This window comes from Bacteroides mucinivorans, from assembly GCF_034654355.2.
GTDB classification, from domain to species: Bacteria; Bacteroidota; Bacteroidia; order Bacteroidales; family Bacteroidaceae; genus Bacteroides; species Bacteroides nordii.
The window spans coordinates 5,494,367-5,510,922 of the sequence record NZ_CP178179.1 but is presented as its reverse complement, the minus strand read 5'-3'; the positions used below and the strand labels follow the sequence as shown (position 1 = coordinate 5,510,922).

The 16,556-nt window shown below is 42.3% G+C and carries 12 protein-coding genes; 6 read left to right on the top strand and 6 right to left on the bottom strand.

Annotated features, from left to right (window positions below; all coding sequences use genetic code 11):
- Positions 1-114: 114 nt before the first annotated feature.
- The 4 genes from sufD to VCM39_RS20855 all read left to right on the top strand — a co-directional run bounded on the left by sufD (position 115) and on the right by VCM39_RS20855 (position 5,478).
- Positions 115-1,458: a Fe-S cluster assembly protein SufD gene (gene sufD / locus VCM39_RS20870; RefSeq protein ID WP_322933334.1), complete on the top strand. Its 1,344-nt coding sequence runs from the start codon at positions 115-117 to the stop codon at positions 1,456-1,458.
- 152 nt (positions 1,459-1,610) lie between these two features.
- Positions 1,611-2,822 carry an aminotransferase class V-fold PLP-dependent enzyme gene (locus VCM39_RS20865; protein WP_002558747.1) on the top strand — a complete coding sequence of 404 codons (1,212 nt, stop codon included), beginning with the start codon at positions 1,611-1,613 and terminating at the stop codon, positions 2,820-2,822.
- Between the two features lie 36 nt (positions 2,823-2,858).
- The gene (locus VCM39_RS20860) at positions 2,859-5,069 is read left to right on the top strand and encodes a RagB/SusD family nutrient uptake outer membrane protein (RefSeq protein ID WP_322933333.1); all 2,211 of its coding nucleotides are present in this window, start codon (positions 2,859-2,861) and stop codon (positions 5,067-5,069) included.
- An 88-nt stretch (positions 5,070-5,157) separates the two neighbouring features.
- Positions 5,158-5,478: a heavy metal-binding domain-containing protein gene (locus VCM39_RS20855; protein WP_002558749.1), complete on the top strand. Its 321-nt coding sequence runs from the start codon at positions 5,158-5,160 to the stop codon at positions 5,476-5,478.
- Between the two features lie 103 nt (positions 5,479-5,581).
- Here the strand turns inward: VCM39_RS20855 and VCM39_RS20850 are convergent, their stop codons facing one another.
- The 4 genes from VCM39_RS20850 to VCM39_RS20835 form a co-directional block, all read right to left on the bottom strand.
- Entirely contained in the window at positions 5,582-5,986 is a 405-nt protein-coding gene (locus VCM39_RS20850; protein WP_002558750.1) for a serine hydrolase, read from the bottom strand.
- A gap of 15 nt (positions 5,987-6,001) precedes the next feature.
- A complete protein-coding gene (locus tag VCM39_RS20845; protein WP_322933332.1) occupies positions 6,002-7,060 on the bottom strand; it encodes a PDDEXK nuclease domain-containing protein in 1,059 nt (352 codons plus the stop codon).
- 77 nt (positions 7,061-7,137) lie between these two features.
- Complete coding sequence (locus VCM39_RS20840; RefSeq protein ID WP_025866617.1) at positions 7,138-7,554, bottom strand: Fur family transcriptional regulator; 417 nt, start codon at positions 7,552-7,554, stop codon at positions 7,138-7,140.
- A 38-nt stretch (positions 7,555-7,592) separates the two neighbouring features.
- Positions 7,593-9,515, bottom strand: coding sequence for a heavy metal translocating P-type ATPase (locus VCM39_RS20835; protein WP_322933331.1), 1,923 nt, complete (start codon positions 9,513-9,515; stop codon positions 7,593-7,595).
- A gap of 481 nt (positions 9,516-9,996) precedes the next feature.
- On the opposite strand from VCM39_RS20835, the gene VCM39_RS20830 reads away from it, so the two are divergent.
- Together VCM39_RS20830 and VCM39_RS20825 are read left to right on the top strand one after the other, a co-directional pair.
- Positions 9,997-12,201, top strand: a complete 2,205-nt coding sequence (locus tag VCM39_RS20830) for a sodium-translocating pyrophosphatase (protein ID WP_221650675.1) — start codon at positions 9,997-9,999, stop codon at positions 12,199-12,201.
- Positions 12,202-12,403: 202 nt separating this feature from the next.
- On the top strand, positions 12,404-13,006 hold the full coding sequence (locus VCM39_RS20825) for a ribonuclease HII (protein WP_289291539.1): 603 nt from the start codon (positions 12,404-12,406) through the stop codon (positions 13,004-13,006).
- Here the strand turns inward: VCM39_RS20825 and VCM39_RS20820 are convergent.
- Both VCM39_RS20820 and VCM39_RS20815 read right to left on the bottom strand, forming a co-directional pair.
- Complete coding sequence (locus VCM39_RS20820) at positions 12,995-14,464, bottom strand: DUF5723 family protein (RefSeq protein WP_289291540.1); 1,470 nt, start codon at positions 14,462-14,464, stop codon at positions 12,995-12,997. The two genes, VCM39_RS20825 and VCM39_RS20820, sit on opposite strands and share 12 nt — an antisense overlap.
- Positions 14,465-14,493: 29 nt before the next feature.
- Complete coding sequence (locus VCM39_RS20815; RefSeq protein ID WP_322933330.1) at positions 14,494-16,278, bottom strand: hypothetical protein; 1,785 nt, start codon at positions 16,276-16,278, stop codon at positions 14,494-14,496.
- Between the last annotated feature and the right edge of the window lie 278 nt (positions 16,279-16,556).

Genomic DNA, 16,556 nt, shown 5'->3' with positions numbered 1-16,556 from the left:
CTTATGAATTATGAGTAATGAAGACTGTGCAGCATGGCATTGCTTATACACCATAACTCATAATCCATACATCATCATGCATAATTCATAAATGATAAATCATAAATCAAAAAGATGAGTGTAGAACAACAATATATAGATCTCTTCTCACAATGTGAAGCAATGATTTGCCGGCATAGTACTGAGGTCATGAATGCTCCGCGTGCTACTGCTTTTGCCGATTTTGAACGGATGGGCTTTCCTACGCGTAAGCAGGAGAAGTATAAATATACCGATATCAGCAAATTCTTCGCACCCGATTACGGACTTAATCTGAATCGTCTGGATATTCCGGTGAATCCCTATGAGGTGTTCAAGTGCGATGTGCCCAACATGAGTACCTCTTTGTTCTTTGTAGTGAACGATGCGTTTTATAATAAGGCATTGCCAAAGTCGCATCTGCCGGAAGGAGTTATCTTTGGAAGTCTGAAAGAGGTAGCAGAGCAACATCCCGATTTAGTAAAGAAATACTATGGTAAGCTGGCTGATACTTCTAAAGATGGAGTGACTGCTTTTAATACCGCCTTTGCACAGGATGGTGTACTGATGTATGTTCCGAAAAATGTAGTGGTAGAACGCCCTATTCAGTTGATTAATATATTACGTGCAGATGTCAATTTCATGGTAAATCGTCGTGTATTGATTATTCTTGAAGAAGGTGCGCAGGCACGTTTATTGATGTGTGACCATGCTATGGATGGTGTAAATTTCCTGGCTACGCAAGTGGTTGAAGTGTTTGCCGGAGCGAACTCCGTATTCGATTTGTATGAATTGGAGGAGACACATACCAGTACGGTGCGTATCAGTAATCTCTATGTAAAACAGGAGGCAAACAGCAACGTATTGCTTAACGGTATGACTCTTCATAACGGTACTACCCGTAATACAACAGAGGTAACTCTTGCAGGAGAAGGTGCCGAAATCAATCTTTGTGGCATGGCTATTGCCGATAAGAACCAGCATGTAGACAATAATACGACCATTGACCATGTTGTGCCAAATTGCACCAGTAATGAATTGTTTAAATATGTACTCGATGACCAGTCTGTTGGCGCTTTTGCCGGTTTGGTACTGGTGCGTCCTGATGCACAGCATACAAGTTCTCAACAAACGAACCGTAATCTTTGTGCCACCCGTGATGCCCGTATGTATACCCAGCCTCAGTTGGAAATCTATGCAGACGATGTGAAATGCTCTCACGGTGCTACCGTTGGTCAATTGGATGAAACTGCTTTGTTCTATATGCGTACCCGTGGTATTGCAGAGAAAGAAGCCCGTTTGCTGCTTATGTTTGCTTTTGTAAATGAAGTAATAGATACCATCCGTCTGGATGCTTTAAAAGACCGTTTACATCTGTTGGTGGAGAAACGTTTCCGGGGTGAACTGAACAAGTGCCAGGGATGTGCGATATGTAAGTGATTAGTGATTAGTGGTTAGTGATTAGTGCCATGCAGCATAATAGCGCAGCCCACTAATCACTAACCACTAATCACTAATCACTAATCACTAACCACTAATCACTAATCACTAATCACTAACCACTAATCATTAACCAACTAATCACTAATAAAATGGATATAAAGAAGATACGTGAAGACTTTCCCATTCTTAGCCGTACGGTGTATGGGAAGCCTTTGATTTATTTCGATAATGGTGCAACGACTCAGAAACCACGTCTGGTGATTGATTCGCTGGTAGATGAATACTATTCTGTTAATGCCAATGTGCATCGGGGAGTACACTATCTTTCTCAGCAAGCTACAGAGTTACATGAAGCTTCCCGTGCTACAGTGCGTGAGTTTATCAATGCCCGTAGTATAAATGAGATTATCTTTACCCGTGGTACAACAGAGGCTATTAATCTTCTTGTTTCCAGTTTCGGTGAGGAGTTCATGGAAGAGGGAGATGAGGTTATTCTCTCCGTGATGGAGCATCACAGTAACATTGTGCCCTGGCAACTTTTAGCTGCCCGTAAAGGTATTGCAATAAAAGTGATACCTATGAATGATAAAGGTGAACTGTTGCTGGACGAATACGAGAAGCTTTTTTCAGACCGGACAAAGATAGTGAGTGTAACGCAGGTTTCCAATGTATTGGGAACGGTTAATCCCGTCAAAGAGATGATTGCTACTGCTCATGCTCACGGGGTACCTGTATTGATAGACGGTGCACAGTCCGTACCTCATATGAAAGTTGATATGCAGGACATGGATGCTGACTTCTTTGCCTTCTCTGCACATAAAATCTATGGTCCTACCGGTGTGGGTGTTCTTTATGGAAAAGAAGAATGGCTCGACCGCCTGCCGCCTTATCAGGGTGGGGGAGAAATGATACAGCACGTTTCTTTTGAGAAAACAACGTTCAATGAACTTCCTTTTAAGTTTGAAGCCGGTACTCCCGATTACATTGGTACTACCGGGCTGGCAAAAGCCCTTGATTATGTGACTGGTCTTGGTATGGATAATATTACCGCCCATGAACATGAACTGACTACTTATGCTATGCAGCGTTTGAAAGAGATTCCGGATATTCGTATCTTCGGTGAAGCAGCGCACAAGAGCAGTGTTATCTCTTTTCTGGTAGGTAATATTCACCACTTTGATATGGGTACTTTGCTCGACAGACTGGGTATTGCTGTCCGTACCGGACATCATTGTGCACAACCGTTGATGCAGCGCCTTGGTATTGAGGGTACGGTTCGTGCTTCTTTTGCCGTTTATAACACAAAAGAGGAGATTGATGCCCTTGTAGCCGGTGTGGAGCGCGTTAGTAAAATGTTCTGATTGAGTAATATGCCGTAAGGCACAATAACATAAACTATGAAACATAAACTGCTAAACTATTTCTGTTTACTTTTTCTTTTGGCATTCGTAACCGGATGTGAAGAAGATAATAAGGATGATTTTACCCCGAACCTCTATAAAGTAACGGGTAAAGTAGAAAAAGGACCTTTTATAAATGGTTCCAAAATTACTGCGCAAGCATTGGATAAAGATTATAATCTGACTGGTGAGGTTTACCAGGGTATTATTGTTGATGATGACGGTTCTTTTAATCTGGGAGAGATTAAATTGAATTCGTCTTACGTGTTATTAACAGCTGACGGATATTATTTTAATGAAGTAGACGGGGAATTGTCTACCGGGCAGATATCTCTGCAGTCAATAGTCAATTTGGCTGATAATAAACAGGCTAATATCAACATTCTTACCCACCTGAAAACGCAACGTATGATGCAGCTTCTTAGGAATAATAAGCCGGATTTCAATGAAGCTGATGCAAAAGTCCAAAAGGAAGTTTTGAAAAGTTTTGGTCTGGAACGTTATGCCGAGAAAGACGTTTGTAACTACTCTATTGCTTCCGGTACTGATGAAGCCGGTGCATTAATTGTTGTATCTTCTACTTTATTGAGAGATCGTACGGATGCTGAATTAACGGAATACTTAGCCAAACTGAGTGCCGAATTCAAAGCGGAAGGTACATTTACGGATAATACAAAAAAACAACTCCGGGAGGATGCCATGATGTTGGATGTAAATGACATATCAGATAACATCATCAGCCGCTATAAGAAGTTGAATATGGATGTTACTGTCCCAAACCTGAATTATTTTATTGACTGGGATGGTGATGGTATTGCCGGTAATGAACCCGATGCCGGAGGAGATATGACACTGACGCTTGATAAAAAAGAGTTGTCTATTCCTGCGGAGGGAGGAACTTTCCGTATTAAGATAGAGTGTAAAGTGCCGGTAACTTTAGAGAGACCGGCTGGGATACCGGATGAACCTGTCTTTGAGGAGAGTCTGAAGGTTTTTAAATATACTGATATTAATTACACGAAAACGATTGAGGGGAATGAACTGATTATCGTTGCCCGGCCTGCTGATGGAGCTTTGATAAAAGGAGAATCTATTACTGTCTATACTACAAGTGGAAAACTTTCTGCAGAACTGAGGATTACACAAAACGGAGATCCTTCTAAGCAGATCGAGTTTGGAGAGGATGGACAAGCAGTTGTTGCGGGTATAGCCAATCAAATGATGATTTCCATGCAGGATTTTTCCAATTTGGATGGTTACTATACACAAAGCTTTGATGGCAGGAATGCGCCTTATCATGCCATTTATGAGCATACATTGACTCCCCGTGACAGTGAAATACTGAATATTTGGAGGAAGGCATATAATGCTATTTCCAGAATCAGGATGTTAGATTATATACTTGAAAAAGGTGGACTCGTTGAAGCTCCGTCCTTTATGGCCTATATTCATCAGTTAGCCGCCGTTCAGTATTTCCAGTTAGCATCCTGGTGGGAGAATGTTCCTTATGTGATAAATTATGATGATCCGCTTGGGGGCTCTCAACAACTGGGTAGTGAGAATTTGTTTGCGAATTTTATAGATGATTTGAATTATTGTGTGGAGCATAGTAAGCTGGAACCGGGTGGGTTTGATACTCCTGAGGGCGTTTTGTATCCTTCGAAAGGTGCTTCGTTAGCGTTATTGGCTAAGATGTATCTGCATCAGAAATCCTATGCACAAGCTTATAATTATCTGAAACGGATTATTGACAGTGGGGTATACGCCTTGGAGTCCTCTTCGGAAACTTCGCTGGGATTGAACTCCCGTGAAATCGTCTGGGGATTGCATACTGATTCACAGCAGCAATCATCTGAATCTGTTTTGAAAGGCAATGCTTATGTACCTTTTGTGACTTATACCGAAGTCCTGTTATCTGCTGCTGAATGTGCTTATCATTTAGGCAACCGGGCTGAGGCAATGGCTTATTCGAATAAAGTAACACAAGCACGGAATCTACCCTTAATTTCTGAAGTTAACTTTATCGAATCTTTACGTTCGGTCTGGCAAAGTGAATTGAAGGGTTTTGGTAGCTATTTCTCATTCTTACGGCGCAACAATCTGGCTGTTGAGCAGTTGAAGATAAAAGATTATCAACAGTTGTTACCCATTCCCTTACAGGAGATGGAAACTAATCAAAATCTCATTCAGAATCCGGGATGGAAATAATTGTGAATTAAATTGGACAGCAGTTGCAACTTTTCCGGTTATTTGTGCGTCTAATAACGCAAATAACCAATAAAACAAAGAAAAGATTATGTTAGTAACAACGACTCCCATTATTGAAGGGAAAAGAATAATTCACTATTATGGAATTGTCTCTGGTGAGACGATCATCGGTGCCAATGTATTTCGTGATTTTTTAGCTGGTATTCGTGATTTTGTAGGTGGACGTTCCGGTGCTTATGAAGAAGTGCTCCGTCAAGCTAAAGAAACGGCGATAAAGGAAATGGAAGAACAGGCTGCCCGGCTCGGGGCTAATGCTGTAATAGGCGTTGACCTGGATTATGAAACCGTTGGGGGTAGTGGTAGCATGTTGATGGTAACTGCTACCGGAACGGCGGTAGTGATAGAATAATAACAGGACTCCTCTGGTTGTTAGTAAAGTTATAACAATTGGGGGAGTTTTTCTATGAAGAGAAGATATGCATTGCAATATTAACGGAACTACCTATACAATATCAACCCATGTTCTCGAGGAGGTCTTGGTGCGTGAAAGTTTTTTTGAACTTGCCCGTTCTACATTTGGGCTGGACTTTGAACCTTGGTTTCAAAAATGTCTCGGTTAGATTGAGCCGGCCTTGTTCCACAAGTTGTTCAACCAGTGTAGCCGTCATAAGTTTGGTGATGGAGCCTATGCGATATTTGAATGCTTCACCGTTTTGTTTCTTATTCAGATTATTTTGTCCGAAACGGCGTGTATACACCGTTTTCCCTCCTTTGGAAATGGCCACAGAACCAATACCTTGATTATACTTCTCGATATGATTAAGAAAAGAATCGATTTTGGCTGTGTTTATTTCTTGTCCCTGTATTGGCAACAGGATTAAACAGAAGAGAATACATGAGATTATTGATTTCTTCATATTGTAGATTGTTTTTTACTGCAAACGGTCATATTCGTTTAATTGCTCTTTCAGCTCTTGCAGGTCGGGGAGCGCTTGTCGGATTTCTTCCGGAAGTTCATTATAAGTATAAGTACTGACTCCAATAGGTTTGTTGATGTCTCGAAGCGAGAATTCCACTTCATAGTCATCTTTTCCTTTGCAGAGGAGAATACCGATGGTGGGGCGGTCTTGGGAGTCACGTACCAGTTCGTTAATAGCTGATACGTAAAAATTGAGTTTACCTATGAATTCGGGCTCGAACTCTTTCGCTTTTAATTCGATAATGATATAGGCCTTAAGTTTTGTATGATAGAATAGCAGATCCAATCTATACTCTTTTTTACCTACTCTCAGCAGGTATTGCCGTCCCATGTAAGCGAAGCCTTGTCCCATCTCCAATAAAAATTGTGAGATGTGTTGTACAAGACCATTTTCAATGTCGCGCTCCAATGCTTTGTCTGAAAGTTGGAGGAAATCGAAATGATACGGATCTTTGATAAGTTCGTTGGCGAGTTCACTTTGAGGTTCGGGGAGAGTGGTAGAAAAGTTATTGATAGCTTTGCCTTGAGTATGATAGAGGTCTTTTTCGATGTGATATTCTAATATGGCACGACTCCATCCGTTTTCGATGGTTTTGTGGATGTAGAAGAGGGCTTCCTGAGGAGATTTGATCCTTCCTATAATGAAAGTATGATGTCCCCAAGGGATACTGAATAAACTATTGTCATCTAATTCACGCACAAGCTGCGCGTGAATTTTATCTTCTTGATTATAAAATAAATAGAACTGCCTGCAACGTCTTAGATTACTTACGGATAATCCACTAATATCCGGAAATTCCATTTGTAAGTCTTTACTAAGCCGTTCTATGAATCCGCTTCCCCATTGTGCATTCTCTTGCTTTTCTACAATCTGTTGCCCGAGGTTCCAATATAGGCGGATGAGTTCGCTGTTAATGGCTACTGCCGCTTTTATCTGGCTGAAACGTATTTTTGATTTAAGCTCTGTGAGCCATTGTCGGTAGTCTTCTTGCAATCCATAAAGCTGTTCCATTGTGTGTTGAATAGTATGATGAGACACAAAGGTAACAAAAGATATATATAAGAGAACGCTAACCGAATCTTTTTTTGTCAATGCGAACAATGATCACACAAGCCCTTTATTACGTAATTGATACTTTCTGCAGTGAAATGTTGTGGCAGGCTGACTGCCGGGATATGTATATTCCGCAGGCAATATGTCTTGTGGCACTTAGTACAATAGAAATGTACATGCAGATCATCAATGTCACAGTTGCATTCATTCCCACATACGGCGTACTTCAGTGAGCCTGAACCATCGTCTATACCATGTATGAGATGATGTTTCAGAAAAAGGTTAATAGTGCGTGAGAGTGTAGATTTGTCCACAGTATCCAGATACGTCTCCAGGTCGAGCAGACTGAAAGCCCGGTTGAACTGCATCATGGCTCGAAGGATAAGCAACCGCATAGCGGTTGGCTTAATATCCCGTTGTCCTAGTTTGTCGAGGTAGATATTCTCTTCCATAATCATTTTTTGTTTTCATTGTTCATGCCGGATGTAAACTAATCCGAGGCACCTTGCTTCTGTATTCGTATGGCATTCAGGATAGCCAGCAAAGCTACGCCTACATCAGCAAACACAGCTTCCCACATGGTAGCCATGCCAACGGCACCCAATAGCAATACGGCCAGTTTTACACCGAAAGCAAGAATGATGTTTTGCCAGACAATCCGTCGGGTAGCACGACCGATGCGTATGGCAGTTGCTACTTTAGACGGCTGATCGTTTTGTATCACTACGTCTGCCGTCTCGATGGCTGCATCACTACCTAAGCCTCCCATAGCGATACCTACATTGCTCATTGCCAGTACAGGTGCATCATTGATACCGTCTCCTACGAAAGCAATGCGGTGGGCAGGATTGGCCTTCAGTTGTTCAATATGGGCAACCTTTCCTTCGGGTAGCAGATCGCCGTATGCCTGAGATATTCCCAATTGCGCTCCTAATTTAGAAACAATTGCTTGTTTATCGCCCGAAAGAATTTGTATATTATCAATATTTAATGCTTTCAGTGCCTGGATAGCTATCTCTGCATCCTCTTTGGGAGTATCAGCCAGAAGAAGAAATCCGGCATATGTTCCGTCTACTGCACAAGTTACAATGGTATCTGCCGAAACATTCAATTCTGCCGGGCAGGCAATGTTGTAGCGGGAGAGTAGACGGGGATTACCTGCCAGTACTTCGTGCCCGGCTATGATAACTCTTAGTCCGTGTCCGGGTATCTCTGTTGTGTCTGTGGCAGGGAGGAGTGTTACTTCCTTTCGGATCGCATATTCACCGATGGCACGTGCTATCGGATGTGTGCTTTTCTGCTCCGCAGAGGCAACGTATTGCAATAACTCTATATCGGAAAAGAGTACGCTCTCCAGATGCTGTACTTCAAATACTCCTTTGGTGAGAGTTCCGGTCTTGTCGAAAACTACGGTGTTGACCTGAGTAATAGCATCCAGATAGTTTCCCCCCTTGAACAGGACTCCGGCGCGGGAAGCTGCTCCGATACCTCCAAAATAGCCTAAAGGGATACTGACAACGAGCGCGCAAGGGCAGGAAATAACCAGAAACACCAGACTCCGGTAAAGCCAGTCTCTGAAAACATAATCAAATGCAGGCACTCCCAATGAGTAGAGGAAGGGGAGGAGAACGATAAGTACTGCCAATCCCGTAACGATAGGGGTATATATCCGTGCAAACCGGCGTATGAATAACTCTACAGGTGCTTTCCGCTCGTTGGCTTCTTGTACCATGGCAAGTATTCGGGCAAGTGCACTTTCATTAAATGGTTTGGTTACTGTAAGCCGTACTACCCGGTCGGTAGCAATCATCCCTGCAAGCACCGTCTCTCCTAAGCGTATGGTTCGAGGACGACTTTCTCCGGTTAGTGCAGCTGTATTGAAAGAGGCCTGATCGTTTTGCATCATTCCGTCAAGAGGGACGCGTTCGCCGGCTTTTATCTCGATGGTTTCTCCTACCTTAACATTTTCAGGGTGCATTGCCTCCGGACGTTTATCACGGATGACTGTTGCCGTTTCCGGACGTACATCGAGCAGTGCTTTGATATTTCGCTGTGCATTCCCCACTGCACGATCCTGAAAAGCTTCTCCGATGGAGTAGAATAGCATCACTGCCACTCCTTCGGGATACTCACCAATGCAGAATGCGCCGATGGTGGCGATACCCATCAGCATAAATTCATTGAAGAACTCTCCGTGACGGAGTCGTCCGAAAGCCTCCCGCAATACAGGCCATCCTACGGGCAGGTAGGCCACTGTATACCATATCAGAACACTGCCCGGCAGTGTAAACAGATTGAAATGATTGAGTATCATTCCTACTGCCAGCATGGTAAAACTGATGATAGCCGGTATATATTCGTTCTTTTTCTTTTCCGGGCTACAGCCGGAAGGGTGACAACAGTTACAGCTCATAATGATTCTATTATTGATTTCTGATGCAAATATAGGGCATTTGCATGTGCAACTGGGTTGCAATCTTGTCAAGAGCTGATTTATTGATTCTTAACTAAAAAAACAACTATTCGGGAAGAAAGTAGCATTTACATCGCAACACAATGTCATTTGCGTCGCAACATAGTATCATTTGCATCGTAACATAGTATGTAATGAACCGTAACATACCGTGTAATTTTCATTATATACCGAGGAAATACTTAAAAAGTACCGAAGAAAGAAGGCATATCCTCCGTATATAAAAGAAGAAAGGAGAAAGCTGCGGCTCTCTCCTTCTAATGTAGTTTAATTGAATCTACTTTATGATTACGTTAACAAAGATACGATATAAAAAAGCTAAAGTCAAGTAATCCGACATCTTTTTTCTTTCTTTTTTATTTGCTTATCTCGTTTGGAATCAATACTTTTAGCCTTTCGTAAACCTCTAAAAATTTATTCTATGGATAGCTTGCTTTTCTGGCTGGTTCCTGCCGCCTCTGTATTGGCTCTCTGCTTTGCTTATTATTTCCACAAGCAAATGATGAAAGAGAGTGAAGGTACTCCTCAAATGATTAAGATTGCTGCAGCAGTGCGCAAAGGTGCCATGTCTTATCTGAAACAACAGTATAAGATTGTGGGATGGGTATTTTTCGGTCTGGTAGTCTTGTTCTCTATTATGGCCTACGGTTTTCAGGTACAGAATGCCTGGGTACCTATTGCGTTTCTGACCGGTGGTTTCTTCTCCGGACTTTCGGGATTTCTTGGTATGAAGACGGCCACTTACGCTTCTGCACGTACCGCCAATGCTGCGCGTACTTCTTTAAATGCCGGACTGAGGATCGCTTTCCGTAGTGGTGCGGTGATGGGACTGGTAGTAGTAGGCCTTGGACTTCTTGATATATCTTTCTGGTATTTATTGTTGAACTGGGCCATTCCGGCTGATGTGCTGAGTCCTACTCATAAACTTTGTATTATCACTACTACGATGCTGACTTTCGGTATGGGAGCTTCCACACAGGCATTGTTTGCCCGCGTAGGTGGCGGTATTTATACCAAAGCAGCCGATGTGGGTGCCGACCTTGTGGGGAAGGTAGAAGCAGGCATACCGGAGGATGATCCGCGAAATCCGGCTACCATTGCCGATAATGTAGGTGACAATGTAGGTGATGTGGCTGGTATGGGAGCCGATCTTTATGAGTCCTATTGTGGCTCTATCCTTGCTACCGCTGCATTGGGGGCAGCTGCCTTTATTCATACAGGTGACACCGTGATGCAGTTTAAAGCCGTTATTGCCCCAATGCTGATTGCTGCTGTGGGTATTCTGCTTTCTATCATTGGTATCTTCTCGGTACGTACCAAAGAAAATGCTAAGATGAAAGACTTGTTGAACTCGCTTGCTTTCGGTACAAATCTGAGTTCGGTATTGATAGTAGCGGCTACTTTCTTTATTCTTTGGTTATTGCAGCTTGAAAATTGGATGTGGATTTCTTGTGCCGTGGTAGTTGGATTGGTTGTTGGTATTATCATCGGCCGTTCTACCGAGTATTATACATCCCAGTCCTATCGGCCTACTCAGAAGTTGAGCGAGAGCGGTAAGACTGGTCCGGCTACAGTTATTATCTCCGGTATCGGTTTGGGTATGATCTCTACAGCCATTCCTGTATTAGCTGTGGTAGTGGGTATTATAGCCTCTTTCCTGTTTGCTTCCGGCTTCGACTTCAATAATGTTGGTATGGGACTTTATGGTATTGGCATTGCTGCCGTAGGTATGCTTTCTACATTAGGAATAACCCTTGCTACGGATGCTTATGGACCGATTGCCGACAATGCTGGTGGTAATGCTGAAATGTCCGGTTTGGGTGAGGAAGTACGTAAGCGTACGGATGCCCTCGACTCATTGGGTAATACAACAGCTGCTACAGGTAAAGGATTTGCCATTGGCTCTGCTGCACTAACGGGGCTTGCCTTGCTTGCTTCTTACATTGAGGAAATCCGTATCGGGTTGACCCGTCTGGGAACAGTAGAACTGACGATGCCCAATGGCGATATTATAGCAACTGCCAATGCTACCTTTGTGGATTTTATGAATTACTATGATGTCACTCTGATGAACCCAAAGGTGCTTTCCGGTATTTTTATTGGTTCTATGATGGCTTTCCTTTTCTGTGGATTGACAATGAATGCCGTTGGGCGCGCTGCCGGTCATATGGTGGATGAAGTACGTCGTCAGTTCCGTGAGATAAAAGGTATCCTGACCGGAGAGGCGGAACCCGATTACGAACGTTGTGTGGCTATCTCCACCAAAGGTGCTCAGCGTGAGATGGTTATTCCTTCACTTATAGCCATTGTTGCTCCTATTCTTACCGGAGTTGTTTTTGGAGTGACTGGAGTTGTTGGGTTGCTTATCGGTGGTTTGAGCAGTGGTTTCGTACTTGCTATTTTTATGGCTAATGCCGGTGGTGCTTGGGATAATGCAAAGAAATATGTGGAAGAAGGCAATTTGGGTGGCAAAGGTGGCGAAGTACACAAAGCAACTGTTGTAGGCGATACCGTTGGCGATCCGTTTAAAGATACATCCGGTCCGAGTTTGAATATCCTGATAAAACTTATGAGCATGGTCGCCATTGTTATGGCAGGTCTGACTGTTGCCTGGAGCTTGTTTTAGTTGAAAGTTGAAAATTGAAAGTTGAAAATTACTATGCAGCGTTATAGCGTAGCCAATTTTCAACTTTCAATTTTCAACTAAATAATTATCTTTGTGCCGTTTTTTAAATGTAAGGATGATTGTGCTATTAGTTGAAAGTTGTTACGTAGCATGATCGCGCAGTTAATTTTCAACTTTCAATTTTCAACTAAATAAAGCGATTATGCTATTACCTTATTTGAATGAAGGTCTTGTGGAGGCTGGTTGTGATGAAGCCGGACGCGGTTGTTTGGCCGGTTCTGTTTATGCTGCTGCCGTTATTCTTCCGGTAGATTTTAAGAATGAACTCTTAAATGATTCCAAACAGCTCACCGAAAAACAACGTTATGCTTTGCGTGAGGTTATTGAGCGGGAAGCTATTGCCTGGGCTGTTGGGATTGTATCTCCCGAAGAGATAGACGATATAAATATTCTGAACGCCTCTTTTCTTGCCATGCACCGGGCAGTAGATCAGCTCAAGGTACGACCGGAACATCTTCTCATTGATGGTAATCGTTTTAAAAAGTATGCTGATATCCCTCATACAACGGTGATTAAAGGGGACGGGAAGTATCTGTCTATTGCTGCTGCTTCTATCCTGGCGAAAACTTATCGCGATGATTACATGAACCGGCTGCATGAAGAATTCTCTTATTACGATTGGGATCATAACAAAGGGTATCCCACAAAAAAACACCGTGCAGCTATTGCCGAACACGGTGTTTCTCCTTATCATCGGATGACCTTCAACCTGTTGGGTGACGGTCAGTTATCTTTAGAATTCTGATGTCGTAGTTGTTGTTACCACTTTTTTGGTTTTCTTCTTTCCCCAGGTAATGTTGAATCCCATACTTACGTTTGCATTAGCATTGCCTACCGGAACATATTGTGGGGTTACTTTGGTTATCATGTGGTCTGTTCCAATAAAGAAGTTGAAACCACTCGGGTGGAAATTCAGTACCCATCCCAATGACGAACCGAAACTGCTTATTGCATAGTTTACAGAAGCCTCAAACCATCTTACCGGGGCTACATTGGCTGAAAGGCGTGCTTCCGACCATGTGAAAGGCTTATTGAAATGTGTGGATGAAAGCAAACCGAATTTCAGGTTCTTATAATAAGGAAGCACGTATTCGGCACCGATATTCATGGTAGTGGCCAGTTTGGTAGTACGGCTCTTAACTGTTCCGTCATCATAGAACTTGATGAATTCTTCAAACTGATCTCCCAGGTTATCCAACTCGTCGTCTATATCTCCCGGTTCACCTTCTCCTGGTTTTACTGCAATTGGATTTTCAAATCCCTTGAAGGTGTAGTTATGTTGCATTTTAGCTTTCAGTCCGTTGTTCCATTTAATGAACCCCAGGTCAAGCAGAGCAGCCGAAAGGGTAAGTCCTTCTACGTAATCGTCCATTTTGTATACAGCTCCCAAATCAAATCCAACTCCGTAACCACCTATACCTGGACCATCGATGTCAAAACCGTCAATTTCTCCGGGTTTACCGTGTTCATCGGGCTCTTTACTTTCGAAATACCCCCCCTTCAATGAACCTTCTACCTGTCCTTCAGCATCTATGAGCCATTCGTCTTGTCCCATTGTGATGTCCATTCTCTTGATTTGCGCTTCTGCATTAGCTCCTCCTACCAGGAATTTAACTTTGGCACCTATTGTCAGGCGATCTTTAATGATCTCATGCGAATGTCCCAAAGCTACTTCTGCATAATTGTTGGAGCGTACGGTGAGATCTTTTACTCTATAATGAGTTCCGCCTTCGTCGCTCATTCCTGTTTTCATAAAGTCAAAAAGTCCGTATGGCAAGTTGACAGAAGTATTAGAGCGGAATGCAATTTCAAATGTATTGAAACCTCCGAAACCACGGAAACCAAATGCAATAATAGGCATACGAAGATTTACACTGAGGTGGTTGTTAGTATGCAGGTTGCTTAGAAACTCTTGACTGCCAACGGTCGGGTTCATAAACGTAGTCAGTTTATATCCGTTCTGATTATATTTATAAAGGAAATCATTCACCCCGATATTACCCTGAAGTCCTACATTGAAATTACCTAATACGAAGAAGGGTAAATTGATATAATTACTTTCATTCATAAATGCCGGGTTGAGCTGATGACGATAAGTCATACCTTCCATAAAATAGCTCGAGTTGAGGCTTTGTGCCCCTACGCCTGTAGTACAGAGAATAAAGAGTGAAGCCAGTGTGGCTTTTAATTTATAGTGTTTCATTGTTCTATTCGTTTTTTGATACATCTAAATTAGTTCAAATCTATAATTACACCATTGGGTACTTTCAGTCGTACATTCTTCAATTGCAACGTTTGGTTTTCGTTCAGTTGTTGTCCCTCGGCACCTTCTGCTGATGCTGCTACGATTTCGAAAGCAAGTCCGTCCAGTCTCTTGACAGCTCCGGAAGTAGTTTCTTTTATTTCAATGACTAATGTACTTTCAACGGCTATATTGTCCTTACCGGCTTTGATGGTACCGTCTTTTTTACCATCAACTATTACTGTGACAGCTACACCTTTCAGTTCTTCGGCTTTTCCTTGATTATCTACTGTCAGTGCCTTAGCTGTGAGGTTCAATCCTAACGGGATTGTGTTGAAAGCAGTAGCGGTAGCGTTTACCTGTTGTATTTCATAGTCTTTCAAGTCATCATACCAACCGTCTACACTGTCTTTGTAAACAATCGTTGTGATGTTTTTACCAAATACGAAAGGTACGTTCACGTCATAATCGGTAGTAATATTGTAAGTACGCCCTAATTCGACAGTAGTTTCGTCAGTAGTAGCGTTGGTTTTTACGTCGAACTTAAATATGTCAGGAATCTTGTTGATAAGTGTAGGCAAATTGGGCACTGCCACATGGGTTATTCCTTCCATATTTGTAGGTGCTAACGGTGAAAGACAGAATTTCTGATCTTCTTCTTTGTTCAGTTTGAAGCTGAATGTTACAGGCTTATTAGGATCTCCTACCGGTATTTCTTCACTACCCTTGTTTATGAAAGAAGTGATTATACCATTTACGTTTGCTGCAACCGGGGTATTGTTCTTAGCTGTGAAGAATACCATTGGATTCTGTACAGACAAGGTTACTTTTTCATCATCCAGAAAGTCGGGCAACCCGGACAGAGTAACCGGATCAATGTTGATATCTATCTTTGGTTGTACAATACCTGTAACTGACTTTATGCTGATAATAGGTTGTTTGGACTGTTTGTCCTGTAGTGTGATTTCCACTGTCAGATTGATACTAACAGGGCCTTCAACTCCTTGTTGTACATCGCCGGTATTGATACTGACTTCTCCTTCCAGAGAGATAGTTCCTTTCATCAGAAGTTGAGAATATTCATCGCCTTTGATAAACGTGACCCCTTCTTGATTATTACAGTTAATTCCGTCAACGGGAATTGTAATTGTCAGTCCATTTGCGGCAGTAGCTTCTTCTCCTGTCAGGTGTAATACTCCATTTGTGAGTTTCGGTGATTTGATAAACTTCGGGAAGCTCAGTTCAACACTCTTTAAAGTGAGTTTACTGATGATTGTTGCCGGTATAGAAAAGCGAATCACAGCTTCCATATCCATATCGATAGAAGAGAGGCTTGTGATATCTGTCGGAAGGTTTTCACCCTTCAATTCGAAATTTGTACTCTCTATTGGAAGTGGTGCTGAGATATCAGTTGGAGGAAGACCGGTCAGAGGCGGTATGGTAAAGTTTAATTCTGGTCTTATCGGGGTGATATTGGGGGCTTCTACCTGAAAGCCATTTACTGAGATGTTTGTGTTACTTTCCGATCCTTCCTGTAGCAGATAATAATTGCCTTCATTGTCGATCTTTACAACGCCATCTTCTTCAATATCCAGTATCTTACTCAACTTTATCGGCTCAGTCTCTCCTCCGGGAATAGCGAATTCGCTTCCACCCACCTGAATGGTTAAGTCGATGTCTTTAGTAAGATCATAATCGTTATCCACACAAGAGGATAGCGTGAGTAATGAGGCCATGAGGGCACATGAGCCGAGTTTTAAGTGTTTTTTCTTCATAATGCATTCCTTTTTAACACGATAGTAGTACTTTTTGCAAAAATAAACAAATAAATCAAACGGCACAAACTTTGTGTAAGAAATGCATCTTGCAGATATTCTTTGTTTTACAACAAAAAGAACACTTAAGCAGCTATTTAAACCACTTAAGCATTCTTTATGTCTGTTTGGACCTGATTTAATTGAAAATTGAAAATGAAGAAAGTTATTTAATGAAAAGTTGAAAGTTGTTGCCCTGTCACGCTGCATAGTACTTCTCCCTTCTCTACTCTCCTTTT

Excerpts from the sequence above, each read along its gene's own strand:
- sufD (WP_322933334.1), top strand. The coding sequence starts at position 115 with ATGAGTGTAGAACAACAATATATAGATCTCTTCTCACAATGTGAAGCA.
- VCM39_RS20865 (WP_002558747.1), top strand. The coding sequence starts at position 1,611 with ATGGATATAAAGAAGATACGTGAAGACTTTCCCATTCTTAGCCGTACG.
- VCM39_RS20860 (WP_322933333.1), top strand. The coding sequence starts at position 2,859 with ATGAAACATAAACTGCTAAACTATTTCTGTTTACTTTTTCTTTTGGCA.
- VCM39_RS20855 (WP_002558749.1), top strand. The coding sequence starts at position 5,158 with ATGTTAGTAACAACGACTCCCATTATTGAAGGGAAAAGAATAATTCAC.
- VCM39_RS20850 (WP_002558750.1), bottom strand. The coding sequence starts at position 5,986 with ATGAAGAAATCAATAATCTCATGTATTCTCTTCTGTTTAATCCTGTTG.
- VCM39_RS20845 (WP_322933332.1), bottom strand. The coding sequence starts at position 7,060 with ATGGAACAGCTTTATGGATTGCAAGAAGACTACCGACAATGGCTCACA.
- VCM39_RS20840 (WP_025866617.1), bottom strand. The coding sequence starts at position 7,554 with ATGGAAGAGAATATCTACCTCGACAAACTAGGACAACGGGATATTAAG.
- VCM39_RS20835 (WP_322933331.1), bottom strand. The coding sequence starts at position 9,515 with ATGAGCTGTAACTGTTGTCACCCTTCCGGCTGTAGCCCGGAAAAGAAA.
- VCM39_RS20830 (WP_221650675.1), top strand. The coding sequence starts at position 9,997 with ATGGATAGCTTGCTTTTCTGGCTGGTTCCTGCCGCCTCTGTATTGGCT.
- VCM39_RS20825 (WP_289291539.1), top strand. The coding sequence starts at position 12,404 with ATGCTATTACCTTATTTGAATGAAGGTCTTGTGGAGGCTGGTTGTGAT.
- VCM39_RS20820 (WP_289291540.1), bottom strand. The coding sequence starts at position 14,464 with ATGAAACACTATAAATTAAAAGCCACACTGGCTTCACTCTTTATTCTC.
- VCM39_RS20815 (WP_322933330.1), bottom strand. The coding sequence starts at position 16,278 with ATGAAGAAAAAACACTTAAAACTCGGCTCATGTGCCCTCATGGCCTCA.